14 protein-coding genes and 1 pseudogene are annotated in these 11,947 nt (G+C 70.1%); 11 read left to right on the top strand and 4 right to left on the bottom strand.

The window, feature by feature from the left end:
• Window positions 1-350 precede the first annotated feature (350 nt).
• The 9 genes and pseudogenes from FEF34_RS02840 (at window position 351) to FEF34_RS02805 (ending at window position 8,139) form a co-directional block, all read left to right on the top strand.
• Window positions 351-1,331, top strand: a complete 981-nt coding sequence (locus tag FEF34_RS02840) for an NAD-dependent epimerase/dehydratase family protein (RefSeq protein WP_171052793.1) — start codon at window positions 351-353, stop codon at window positions 1,329-1,331.
• 157 nt (window positions 1,332-1,488) lie between these two features.
• Window positions 1,489-2,040, top strand: a complete 552-nt coding sequence (locus tag FEF34_RS44460) for a zinc finger domain-containing protein (RefSeq protein ID WP_456113505.1) — start codon at window positions 1,489-1,491, stop codon at window positions 2,038-2,040.
• A 178-nt stretch (window positions 2,041-2,218) separates the two neighbouring features.
• Window positions 2,219-3,016, top strand: a complete 798-nt coding sequence (locus FEF34_RS02835; RefSeq protein WP_138051711.1) for a class II aldolase/adducin family protein — start codon at window positions 2,219-2,221, stop codon at window positions 3,014-3,016.
• Window positions 3,017-3,156: 140 nt separating this feature from the next.
• Window positions 3,157-3,759 carry a TetR/AcrR family transcriptional regulator gene (locus FEF34_RS02830; protein ID WP_171052792.1) on the top strand — a complete coding sequence of 201 codons (603 nt, stop codon included), beginning with the start codon at window positions 3,157-3,159 and terminating at the stop codon, window positions 3,757-3,759.
• Window positions 3,759-4,652, top strand: coding sequence for an alpha/beta fold hydrolase (locus tag FEF34_RS02825; protein WP_234042238.1), 894 nt, complete (start codon window positions 3,759-3,761; stop codon window positions 4,650-4,652). Before FEF34_RS02830 ends, FEF34_RS02825 begins: the two co-directional genes overlap by 1 nt.
• A gap of 91 nt (window positions 4,653-4,743) precedes the next feature.
• A pseudogene (locus FEF34_RS02820) lies at window positions 4,744-4,977 on the top strand (ISAs1 family transposase); the annotation flags it as partial.
• 241 nt (window positions 4,978-5,218) lie between these two features.
• The gene (locus FEF34_RS02815) at window positions 5,219-6,679 is read left to right on the top strand and encodes an IS1380 family transposase (protein ID WP_234042237.1); all 1,461 of its coding nucleotides are present in this window, start codon (window positions 5,219-5,221) and stop codon (window positions 6,677-6,679) included.
• 507 nt (window positions 6,680-7,186) lie between these two features.
• Window positions 7,187-7,564, top strand: a complete 378-nt coding sequence (locus FEF34_RS02810; protein WP_138051709.1) for an STAS domain-containing protein — start codon at window positions 7,187-7,189, stop codon at window positions 7,562-7,564.
• A gap of 185 nt (window positions 7,565-7,749) precedes the next feature.
• Complete coding sequence (locus tag FEF34_RS02805) at window positions 7,750-8,139, top strand: ATP-binding protein (RefSeq protein ID WP_234042236.1); 390 nt, start codon at window positions 7,750-7,752, stop codon at window positions 8,137-8,139.
• 123 nt (window positions 8,140-8,262) lie between these two features.
• Here FEF34_RS02805 and FEF34_RS02800 read toward each other — a convergent pair whose 3' ends face one another.
• The 4 genes from FEF34_RS02800 to FEF34_RS02785 all read right to left on the bottom strand — a co-directional run bounded on the left by FEF34_RS02800 (window position 8,263) and on the right by FEF34_RS02785 (window position 9,889).
• Window positions 8,263-8,385, bottom strand: a complete 123-nt coding sequence (locus tag FEF34_RS02800) for a ribosomal protein bL36 (RefSeq protein WP_138051707.1) — start codon at window positions 8,383-8,385, stop codon at window positions 8,263-8,265.
• A gap of 32 nt (window positions 8,386-8,417) precedes the next feature.
• Window positions 8,418-8,582, bottom strand: coding sequence for a 50S ribosomal protein L33 (gene rpmG, locus FEF34_RS02795; protein ID WP_138051706.1), 165 nt, complete (start codon window positions 8,580-8,582; stop codon window positions 8,418-8,420).
• Between the two features lie 142 nt (window positions 8,583-8,724).
• On the bottom strand, window positions 8,725-9,177 hold the full coding sequence (locus tag FEF34_RS02790) for a hypothetical protein (RefSeq protein ID WP_138051705.1): 453 nt from the start codon (window positions 9,175-9,177) through the stop codon (window positions 8,725-8,727).
• A gap of 319 nt (window positions 9,178-9,496) precedes the next feature.
• Window positions 9,497-9,889: an STAS domain-containing protein gene (locus FEF34_RS02785; protein ID WP_171052791.1), complete on the bottom strand. Its 393-nt coding sequence runs from the start codon at window positions 9,887-9,889 to the stop codon at window positions 9,497-9,499.
• 127 nt (window positions 9,890-10,016) lie between these two features.
• Between FEF34_RS02785 and FEF34_RS02780 the strand changes: the two genes are divergently transcribed.
• Entirely contained in the window at window positions 10,017-10,352 is a 336-nt protein-coding gene (locus FEF34_RS02780) for a helix-turn-helix transcriptional regulator (protein WP_138051703.1), read from the top strand.
• 284 nt (window positions 10,353-10,636) lie between these two features.
• The gene (locus FEF34_RS02775) at window positions 10,637-11,863 is read left to right on the top strand and encodes a PP2C family protein-serine/threonine phosphatase (RefSeq protein ID WP_325063615.1); all 1,227 of its coding nucleotides are present in this window, start codon (window positions 10,637-10,639) and stop codon (window positions 11,861-11,863) included.
• Window positions 11,864-11,947: the final 84 nt, after the last annotated feature.

Raw genomic sequence — 11,947 nt, 5'->3', positions numbered from 1 at the left:
CCGGGGCCCGTGGAACCCGACGCCCCGCAGCGTCACGCGACGGCCAGTCCCGATACGGCACGGGACATACCGGGCAGCCAGCCGCACACGGCGACGCCGTCACGCCACCGAAGAATCGAGGTTATAGCAAGTATAATGCCATGTGCCAGTATTCGCCTGTGGCCTCCGAGACCACGAGGATGACTTTCTCTGCCAGCAGCCAGTCTCGAAGCTCCAGCAGCGCCTTCGTCGTGGTTGCGAACGACCGGATCTCCTGCCTGTGCGAACCGACCCTTCGGGTTCGGTTCGCCACCTTCGGGTATCTCCCATATTTAGAACCCGGCCAAACAATATCTTTGATGGAGAAATTGATGACTACGCTCGTCACGGGTGCGACCGGCACTGTGGGCAGTGCCATCGTCACCGAGCTCCTCGCCCGGCATCGTCCAGTCCGTGCCTTGGTGCGGTCGGCTTTCCAGGCGAGGGCGGTCCTGCCGCCAGAGGTCGAACTGGTGGAGGGCGACATTACCGACCCGACTGCCGTCCGACGGGCCACCGCCGGCGCGACAGCGGTTTTCCATGCCGCAGGCCTTCCGGAGCAGTGGCAGCGTGACACAGAGGTCTTTGAGCAGGTCAATGTGGGCGGTACACGGAACGCCGTGAGGGCAGCGCTCGATGTCGGCGTCGACACGTTTGTCTACACCAGCACCATTGACGTCTTCGAGTGGCCCAGGCACGGCACGTTCGACGAGATGCGCATCGATGCGCATCCGAAGAATACGCACTACGAGCGCTCGAAGCAGGCTGCAGACCGTCTCGTCGTCGAAGCGCTCGATGTCGGCCTCCCGGCTCGTTTCATCCACCCGGCTGGCGTCTACGGCCCGGCACCGGTGATCACTCCTGGGCTCAACAGGCTCCTTGTGGATCTCGCGACAAACAAGATCCCGATGCTTCTCCCGGGCGGGCTCCCCGTAGTGCATGCCGCCGACTGCGCGCGCTTGCATCTCGCGGCCGAAAAAGCCGAGGCCGGGAGCCGCTACATCGCCAGCGAGCGGTACCTGAGTCTCGCCGAGCTCGCCCGTGCCGTGCACGATGCGTGGCCGAGCGCCAAACTACCGCGCGTGATGCCCCGATGGTTCGCCTACGTCCTAGCCGAGATGGGAGAGGCCGTCGCAAAGGTAACCCACAAGCCGCCGCTCCTTGCCAGAGGGCAACTGTCCTTCGTCAGCCATGAGGTTCGACCTGATTCGAGCCGGGCACAGCGTGAGCTCGGCTGGAGCCCCCGCTCCTTCGACTCAGGTCTCACCGAGACTCTCCGCTCCATGGTTGAAGCCGGTCAGCTGCGACCCTGACACGCGGAACTCTCCGGTGCCGTCGCCGTTGACCTCGATCCCTCAGTTGGGGTTGGTCGTTGGTCAGCTCGGCGGTTCGCCCGTAGTGTCCTCTGCTGTTCGAGGGTGGGCCGTCGCGTGACGCTGCGGGGTGCGCCGGGGTTCCACGTCTCCCGGGATGGTGCGGTCTTCTCCTCTCCGGTCCTCGTTGGGGCGGGTGCTGGTGGGTCAGGTGGCGGCCGGGAAGCCGGTCAGTCGCCGCCAGGCGGTGGTGAACGCGTTCGCCCAGGGCCAGGTACGCTCGATCCGTAGCCATCGGCGGCGGGCGTGGCCGGCAAGGCGGGCCGCTGTGCGCGACCTGACCCGCCTGGAGCTGATCACCGAGGCGGTGGAAGGTCACGACTGCCCGAACTGTGACGCGCCCGCTGGCAGCGCCTGCCGCATGCGGGGTGGGAAGGCCACCGCGAAGTACCACACCCCCCGCTTCGTCCTCGTTCCCACACTCCGCGAGGAACCGGAGATCCCCGTCCCGCCGAACGGCGTCCCGGCCGCGCATGGAAGTAGAGCCCCGCGCTCGCGGTCCTGCCCATGCCCCGCACCGAGCGACCCGTCCGAATCGGGTACGAGAGGACGTCGACCGGTCGGTAGGAGCGGGCGAGCCGGCTCGCCCCGCGCCGGGCGGAGTGCCACAAGTTCCTCTCCGAGCCGATCAGCACACGCATCAGGGTGAGGCAGGAGCTGGAGAAGATGCTCGCGCCGGCCCGCCAGTTCAAGTAGGCCGCCCCTGAGACGCCGGTCATCTTCACCGCGCACGAGCTTCCACACCCTTGTTACGCGTCGGATGGACGCATAATATGCGTCCATCCGACGCGTTTCATTCGTACTTCCGAGGAGCGGAAAAGCTCGCCATGACCGACATCACCAGTGCGTTCCGGCCGGAGCAGCAGGACCTCGAGCTCGCCCTCCCACTCCGCTTCGACGATCCCGCGGACGAGAGGGAGCACCGCAAGCAGCGGCTTGCGGGGGCCTGCCGGGTCTTCGGAAGGCTCGGCTTCGCCGAGGGTGTCGCCGGGCACATCACCGTGCGCGACCCGGAGTTCCCCGATATGTTCTGGGTCAACCCCTTCGGGATGTCCTTCCGCCACGTGAAGGTCTCCGACCTGATCTTGGTTGACCACGAGGGCACCGTCCGGCACGGGCGGAGACCGGTGAACAAGGCCGGGTTCGTCATCCACTCCGCTATCCACCATGCCCGGCCCGACGTCGTCGCCGCCTGCCACGCCCACGCGGTTCACGGCAAGGCTTGGTCGAGCCTCGGCAGGGTCCTGGACCCGATCACCCAGGACGCCTGTGCCCTCTATGAGAACCACGTGGTGGTGCGCGACGGGGCGGGTGCGGTCGTCATCGAGGAGGATTCCGGAAGGCTGTTGGCCGAAGGGCTGGGAAACAAGCGCGCGGCGATCCACCAGAACCACGGCGTCTTCACCGTAGGCGAGAGCGTCGACGAGGCCGCCTGGTGGTTCATCAGCATGGAACGCAGCGCTCAGGCGCAACTCCTGGCGGAGGCAGCCGGGACCCCCAGGCTCATCAGCCCCGAGGCGGCGCGCCACACCCGGGAGCAGACCGGTTTCCCGCTCGCCGGCTGGTTCTCCTTCCAGCCGTTGTGGGACGAGATCGTCCGCACCGACCCCGACCTCTTCGGATGACGGGCTCGTGCGCGTCCGCGCCGGAGGCCGAGGGGGGTGGCCAGGACCTGGTAGTGGGGTCGGCCGGCTGGTGGAAACAGCGCTACGCTGCACGAGCCGGGCGGCGCCCCCGGGCAGGCGGCCTCACTCTCGGATCGATCATGGACGTGGCTCTCGAGATCGCCGATCGTGAGGGCCTGGACGCCCTCACGATGCGAGCCGTCGCCGACCGCTTGGACGTACGGCACACCTCGCTGTACCGGCATGTGGCCAGCCGCGATGAGCTGCTCGTGGAGCTGGTCGACCACATGCTCGGCGAAGTCGGCCTCCCGGGGCCGGGCCCTGACTGGCGGGCCGACACGGAAGCGGGGGCCCGTGAGTACCGTCGCGTGATCCGTGCGCACAAGGCCCTCGTCCCTCTGATACCCCGTGGCCAGCTCCTGGGCCCGAACGCCCTGCGAGCCCGGGAACACGGCCTGAGGCTGCTGACGCAGGCCGGATGGCCGCCCGCGCCGGCAGTGCGGATCTACCTCACCGTGACCCACTACGTCGTCGGTGCCGTGGTGCTGGACACCGGCGGCGCGGCCCGCACCGCCGAGCAGCGTGCGGCCATGGCCGACCTGTTCACGTCCCTTCCCGCAGGCCGGCACCCACTCGTCACCACGCACTCCGCGCTCCTCGGAGGCCCGGACGGTGACGAGGAGTTCGACTTCGGCCTGCGGTGCCTCCTCGACGGCATCGCTGCCCAGGAACGGAGCCTTTGATGGCCGACACAATCATGCAGACCGCCGATCAGTGGTACGCCGGCGGCACACGCCTCACCCTCAAAGGCCGCGCAGGCAGCCACGAACTGTTCGTCCGTCAGGACGGCCCTCCCAGCGGGGCACACGTCACGCTCCTGCACGGGTTCCCGACGTCGTCCCACGACTGGTCCATCACCGCGCCCGCACTGGCGGAGTCGGGGCACCGGGTCACCACCTTGGACCTCCTCGGCTTCGGGCACAGCGACAAGCCTCGGAAGCACATGTACTCGCTCCTGGAGCAGGCCGATCTGGTGGAGGACCTCTGGTCGCTGCTCGGCATCGGCGACACCGCGCTGGTCGCCCACGACTACGGAGTCAGCGTCGCCCAGGAGCTTCTCGCCCGCACCCCCCAACGGATCACCGCTATGGCCTGGCTGAACGGCGGCCTCTATCCCGATCTCCATCGCCCGATCCGCATCCAACGACTCCTGCACAGCCCCCTGGGTCCACTGCTCGCCCCTCTCATCAGCGAACGCGGCTTCCGCGCGTCAATGCGCCGCGTCCTGAACCGGCCTGTCTCCGACCTGGACCTGCACGCCATGTGGAACTGCGTAGCGCAAGATCGGGGTCATCTGCTGGCGCCGGGCCTGCTCCGCTACATCGACGAGCGACGCATGCACCAGGCCCGGTGGATCTCGGCCCTGGAGACGCACCAGGGCCCCACCTTGTTCGTCTGGGGACCGGACGATCCTGTCAGCGGGGCCCACGTGCTGGCCCGCATCCGTGAGCGCATGCCCCACGCGACCGTGACCGAACTCGCCGGCCCGCCTGCTGCCGGTCACTACCCACAGGTCGAGGCTCCCGACGAGACCGTGTCCGCCCTCCGGGCGTTCTTTGGGGTGCTGTCACGTTGACTGGTGGGTGAGGTGATCTTCGGGTTGGTCGGCCTGTGGTGGAGAGTGTGTCGCTGTCGTACAAGGGACACCGCTACCTGGCAGAGAGGGTTTCGGTCTGCCCTGCCATCCGTTGCTCGGCCGCTACCGGATCCCGAGCGAGAAGACCTTGCGCACCGTTCTGGGGCGGCTGGATCCCGGTGAGGTCAGCGCGGCCGGCTACGACCACCTGCGGCCTCTGCTGTCCGCGGTGTCCCACTCTCCCGAGCCGCTCATGCCTGACGGGGGCATCGAACGCGAACAGCGCCGCGCCCACCGGGCGGCCGCCCGCGCCGAACCGGTGCGCTGACGCCGGTGAGCGGCAACTGCAACGGTCGGATCTACACGGGCAAGGTATGCCGTCTCACCGGAGGCAATCCGGTCCGTGTCGAAGGCGTAGGGGGAACCTACTTCCAGCTCGTCTCCCTCAACCTCATGTATTCAGCTACGGCCGTGACTTGATGCCCCGACAGAAGAAGGGTGCCTGCCACCTGCGATGATCTGGATTTCCTAGATCAAAACCGTCGCAGAGAAGAGACACCCAACAGGTGCAGGCTACCGAATGGGATCACCGGCTTGCCGTGCGGGCCGATGGCAAGAACCTGACCGGCCACGCGGGCGTGGTGCTGCTGCGGAAGGTCGCCGACCGCGTCGGCCTGGCCACCGTGCTCAGCGCGGCGCTGCCGAAGGGCACTGGGCCTGGCTGGCGTGACCGGGGCATGGCGCTGGTCCAGCTGGCCTGCGCGATCGTGCTCGGCGCGACGAACATCCTGGAAGCCGAGCAACTGCAGCACCACTGGAAGAGCCTGTTCCCGCGGCCGGTCTCGGACAGCACCCTGCGCCGCACTCTGGAGGCGATCGACGGTCCGGTGGCGGCGCGGATCGAGCGCGTGCGCGCCGTGGTCCGGCGCATGGTGTGGACCCTGCTCGCCCTGCGCCCCGGCGGCTTCCCTTGGATCGCGGTGTGCGGCAGAGAACTCACCGGCTGGTACGTCCTCGACCTCGACGCCACCATCGTGACCTGTAGCAGCAAGAAGGAGGGTGCGGCCGGCACCTTCAAGGGCAGCTTCGGCCACATGCCGCTGGGAGCGTGGGTGGCCAACACCCGCGAGTGTGTCGCCATGCTGCTGCGACCCGGCAACGCGCCGCCGAACGATGTCGACGACCACAAGAGTGTCCTGGCCTCGGCGTTTCGGCAGCTCCCGCTGCCGCTGTGGTCGAAGCTGCTGATACGGATCGACGGCGCGGCCTTCAGCCACGACGTCCTCGGCCACCTCCAGAGCCTGACCACCAGCCGGCGCCGGGTGCGCTGGGTGACCGGCTGGGCCATCAACGACGCCGACGAGAAGGCCATCGCCCGGCTGCCGGAGAAGGTATGGACGGCGGCGCTGCGGCAAGACGGCCAACTGCACGAGATCAAGGGCCCCGACGGCGAATGGCTGTCCTACCAGGTCGCTGAGCTGACCGGGGTCCGTGACCTGACCGGCTGGCCCCAGGGGATGCGGTTGATCGTGCGCCGGGTCAAGCCCTCGCGCCGGGATGCGAAGAAGCTGACCGCCTTCGAGAAACGCACCGGCTGGCGCTACCAGATCGTCGCCACGAACATCCCCTCCCACCAGGGACTTTCCGGGGTACCCGGCTCCGGCCAGGTCTGGTTCGTCGACGCCCTGTACCGCGATCACGCCGAGGTCGAGGACCGCGTCAAAGCGATCAAGCGGGTCGGCCTCGGGCTGCTGCCCTCGAAATCCTGGCAGTTCAACGCCGCCTGGGTGCTGGCCGCCACGCTCGCCGCCGACCTCGACACCTGGACCCGGCTCCTCCTCCTGCACGACGAGCCCGAACTCGCCGCCGCCGAACCGGAGACGATCCGCAGGAAGCTCTACCACCTGCCCGCCCGCCTCACCTCCCACGCCCGCCGCCGCACCCTCCACCTTGACCGCACCTGGCCCTGGGCCGGCGCGTTCACCGCCGCCTGGAAGCGCGCCACCGAACTCCCGGCCCGTACCTGACGACCGGCCACCACCCCGACGACACCGGAGAGGAGAGGACCGCAGCACCCCCGGGGCCCGTGGAACCCGACGCCCCGCAGCGTCACGCGACGGCCAGTCCCGACACGGCACGGGACATACCGGGCAGCCAGCCGCACACGGCGACGCCGTCACGCCACCGAAGAATCGAGGTCGATGGTCTTGCCGCCGGGGGGAGGGCGTGATCTCGACGGAGCGGCAGAGCCGCTGGACGAGCGGCCACCCGTGCCCGCCCGGCAGGACCTCGTCGGCGGAGCGTTCGCAGCGGGGTGCCTCGACCGTACACGGAGCAGGCGAGCATCACGGCGACCTCACTTCACCGGAGCCGGCGGCCCGCTGCCGCCGCCCTGGCGCCCGGGGAATCGGCCGCACAGGGCAAGGCCCGTACCGCACCGCCCGTCCCGCCCACGGGCGGGACGGGCGGTGCGGTACGGGCCGGGGAAACACCCCGCTCTTCGCACGCCGCTCGTGAACTGGGACAATGCCCTGATGAGCGAAGACCTTGAAGTGACCGCGACCTCGGTCGACGGCGTACGCGTCGTACAGGCCGGCGGTGAGTTCGACGCGGACGAGGCCGGGACGCTGGCTGAGGCGCTCGTCACGCCTTTCGACGGCACCGCCCTCGGCGTCGTCGCCGACCTGTCCCGGGTCACCTTCGCCGACTCCTCGTTCCTCCACACGCTCATCGAGGCGCACCGGTGCCACACGGCGGCCGGTGTCCCGTTCGTGCTCGCCCAGCCCCACCCGACGGTCCAGCGGCTGCTGGACCTGACCGACACGGCCCGCTTCTTCACCATCGCCCCCACGACGACCGCCGCTCTGGACGAGATCCGGAGAGCACGCAGCAACGGTCACAACGTCCGGTGAACGGCGTACCGGAGCGGCGCACGGTGCATCGCGAGCAGAAAGCGGCGGACGTGGCGACGCCGCGAGGGGGAAGCGCGGCGATCGAGCCCGCCGACGGCCATGAGCAGCCTCCCGGCACGCCGAGGGGCACGCGTGCAGCCCCTTCCGCACCGGGGCCCGGCACCCACGGACACCGTCCCCCGCCCGTGCCGGTCACGCACGAGCAGCGACCCGGTACGGCCGCCGCCGCCCGTGAGCGGGTGCGCAGGCTCCTCGACGGACACGCCGGGGCGCCTCTGCCGCCGCACGTGGTCGGCGACATCCTGCTGGTCACCTCGGAACTCGTCACCAACGCGTTGCGGCACGGGGGCGGCATCGCGGCCTTCCACGCGGAGCTCGACGGCGGCACCGTCCGCATCAGGGTGACCGACCGCTCGCCCACGCCGCCCAGCACCGCGGCGCGCCGCCGCGTCACCACCCCGGGCGGCTTCGGCTGGCCCCTCGTCCAGCGCCTCAGCCGCAGTGTCACGGTCACCCCCGACCTCGGCGGCAAGACCGTCGAGGTCGTCCTCCTCCTCGCTCCCGACGGCGCCTGACCAGGAGGCTCCCCGGCGGAGGTCAGCCGAGCCGGGTGCCCCACGGGGGAGCTTTCCGGACCACGAGGGAACGGCCGCCGCGACGTCCGCGACGTCCGCGGCGGCCGGGTGCCGGAGACGCCGTCAGCCCTGCCGGACCTTGAAACGCGGCTCCTTCTTGTTGAGGACGAACGTCGTCCCTCTGCGCCTGACGACCTGGGCGCCGGGCCTGGCCTTCAGCGCGCGCAGCGACCTGCGTACCTTCATCGCTCTTCCTTCCTTCGCGTGGGGGCGGGGCGTCAGCGCACTTCGCGGTACTGCACGTGCCGGCCGGCTGCGGGGTCGTACTTGCGCAGTACGAGCCGATCGGGGTCGTTCAGCCGGCTCTTGCGGGTCACATAGGTATGACCGGTGCCGGCCGACGACCGGAGTGTCACGACGGGGCGCCTGTCGGTGCGGGCCATCCCTTTCCCCTCTCGCGGGAGATCCGGGCGCTCCGGCGGTGGGGCGGGCGATTCGGACCGGCGGGCCGAACGTCTCCGCCGGAGCGACAGGCGCAACCGTGCCGTTGCTCATGACATTCCCGCGCCGGTGGCGTGAAGACCGTCACCTCGTGGTCGGCGGCCGCGCGGTGTGGTCCGGGTGGCCGCGGGACCGGCGGGCTTCCTTCATCTCGGCTTCGTACAGATGGTCACGGCCGTCGGCGAGATTGCGCACCACGTCGCGTTCCACGTCGGCGAAGGGCCGGTAGTAGGTCCTGTTGTAGGCCTCGATGATCTGGAACGTCCAGTGCCCCGGGATCACGTTGCGGCCCAGGATCTCCCGCTCGACCACGTCGGCATGGCCGGAATGACCGGCTTCGCGGAGCAGGCGGACGGCGTTGTCCAGCTCCAGGTCGGCGCTGCCGGTCAACTGGTGGAAGGCGTAGAGGTGCCCTCGCGCCCGCTCCGTGGTCTCCAGCGCCTTGGACAGTGATCCAAGCGCATGCACGGTTTCGTCGCTCATGTGCTCGGGGCGCTGGTGGGCGGCGTCCGGTGAGTCCATGGGGTCTTGCGTCATCACGTCGGTATGCCCTCGGGTGGGCGGGGGTTAGCATCCGGTCGGCCATTTGCCGGGCCGTGCACCGCCGCCGGAGACCCTGCCGCGGTCCGGCGCGGCCCCGTCCGGCCCGCGGACCGCGGGGCGCCGGTGCGGCGGCGAGCACAGCCACACGCGCCGGTGGGGGCCGCCCGTGGAGGGCGAGCAGGTTCCCGCACGGCGGGTCCGGGCCCCGTGCCGTGCGTACGCTCCGGCTCGCCGCCGGGTGCGATCCGCACCGGCGGTCACGGCGCGTGCCCGCCCGTGCGCGTTCGCCGAGCGCTCGGTGGCTCGATCACCCCTACCGCGGAGAGGGGAACAGGGAGGCGGTACCGCTCAGGTCGAGGAGCCGTGCCACAGCGGGGCTTCGGGCGCCGAGGGCCATGGATTTCCCCCGGTCCCGTGCGTCGTCCCGCATCCCCAGGAGCACGTTCAGTCCCGAGCAGTCCAGGAAGGGCACACCCTGAAGGTCCAGCTCCAGGCCGGTGCGCGACCGTCCCAGTGCCTCCTCCAGGGCGAGCCTCAGCGCCGGAGCCGTGTCGAAGTCCAGCTCGCCTCGGAGCACCACCACCAGGCGCCCGTCGCTCCCGGGGTAGGTGTCCGTCGTGAAGGGCGGCGGGGCCGCCGGGATCGCGGCAGCCGCTGTCGCCGCACCCCACCGTCCGGATCCGTGTACGTACTCGTGCTCTGCCATGGCGGCCTCTCCCAAGTCCACCGGTCTTCCCCCTCCAAAGTCACTCCCGAGCATGTGACCCGTCAAGAGTTACACGAAACTCAGTTCGTGTCTTCTCCTGCGTCCTCCTCGGCCATAGGATCAAGCCATGGGTGCAGTGCCAGAACCGCACAACGGGTGGACGTTCATCACCAACCACGCCCGTGTGCTCGCCGCCATCGCCGACAACTCGAGCGTGCGCATCCGGGACATCGCGGCGCACTGCCGGCTCACGGAGCGCGCCGTCCAGAAGATCATCGCCGACCTGGAGCAGGCGGGGTATCTGTCCCACACACGTGAGGGGCGCACGAACAACTACCGCATCGAGCAGGCGAAGGTGCTGCGGCATCCGGCCGAGGCCGGACTCACGGTGGCGGCACTGCTCTCCCTGCTCGTCGCGGACGAGGCCGACCGCGCCGCCGGCCCGGACACCGAAGCGCGCTGACCTCGCGGTCCGAGTGCTGGCTCGCGGAGTCGGGGCGCGGGCCGAGGCGTCGGCGATACGCCGCAGGACCTCCGAGCCCGGCACCGCCGCCGCCCGCGATCGCGGAGAGCCCCGGGCCCGTTCCGAACCCCCGGACGCCGGGCCGGTCCCCGCCCCGTGGGCGAGCGTAGGCTGAAGACGCAGGCGCGTTGTTCGCCGTCGTCTGCCGCACCGCAGGACTGTGGCCCTCTCGTACGTCGAGGCCGACGGGCGGACGCGGGCCTTCCCCTCCCGATGGGCCCGTCATGGCGACGCACGACTCCAGCCGCATGCTGAGCGGGTTGCTCAAGGCCTCCCACCTGGCCACCTTCGAGCAGCTGCCGGCCCTGGTGTCCGAGGGTGCCCGGCGCGCAGGCCTGGGCGACGTCCGTGTCTTCGTCGCCGATCTGCAACAGGACTTCCTGAGAGAGGTCACCGGGCGTGGCATCGACGCGGGCCTGGGCGGCCAGGAGCTGCGTATCGACGCCACCATGGCGGGCAGGGCGTTCATGACCGCCCACACGCTGTCCACCGTGACCGGGGACCGGGAGCAGTACTGGCTGCCGGTTCTGGACGGCACCGAGCGCCTCGGGGTGCTGCGCGCCGATGCCCGGCCGGACGGGGGCGGCGACGCCGCGGAGACGATGGAGGCGCTGGCGTCGCTGGTGGGTCTTCTGCTGGTGTCCAAACGTGCCAACAGTGATTCCTTCGCCCGACTCACCCGGGTGCGTCCCATGACGGTCTCGGCCGAGATGCAGTGGACCCTGATGCCGCCCCGGACCTTCGCCAACGGCACGGTCACCATCGCCGCGCAGATGGAACCGGCGTACGAGACCGCCGGGGACGCGTTCGACTACGCTCTGGCCGCCGATGTGGCGCACCTCGCCGTCTTCGACGCCATGGGGCACGACACGACGGCAGGCCTGACCGCGAACCTGGCGATGGCCGTGTGCCGCAACCGGCGGCGTCACGGCGCCTCTCTGGCGGACGTGTGCCAGGCGGTCGAGCAGCTGCTGGTCCAGCAGTTCGACCATGCCTGCTACACCACGGCCCTCCTGGCCGACCTCGATCTGGTCACCGGCCGCCTGGCGTGGGTCACCTGCGGTCATCTGCCACCGGTACTGATCCGCGACGGCCGCTGGGTCGCGCATCCGGAGTGCCCGCCGTGCCACCCGCTGGGCACCGAACTGGGCATGCCGCTCACGGTGTGCCGTGAGCAGTTGCAGCCCGGTGACCGGTTCGTGCTGTACACGGACGGCATCACCGAAGCCCGCGATGCCGACGGCGAGGAGTTCGGTCTCGGCCGCTTCGTCGACTTCGTCATCAGGCGTCAGGCGGACGGACTGCCCGTGCCGGAGACCCTGCGGCGGCTCATTCACGCGGTCCTCGACCACCACCACGGCAAGCTCAAGGACGACGCCACCGTCCTGATCTGCGAATGGCACGGCAACCGCCACACAGCCGGTCACGCGCAGACGAAGTCCCGGTCGTGAGACCGGCGGGGGAGCTCATCGGTCGTGGAAGGGGCGACGACGGCCGGCCGCGGCCGGCCGTCGTCATCCCCTCCGCCGGTCTGG

Source organism: Streptomyces marianii (assembly GCF_005795905.1).
Classification (GTDB): domain Bacteria; phylum Actinomycetota; class Actinomycetes; order Streptomycetales; family Streptomycetaceae; genus Streptomyces; species Streptomyces marianii.
Note: the sequence above shows the minus strand (reverse complement) of the source record. Positions and strands in the feature narration are given on the sequence as shown.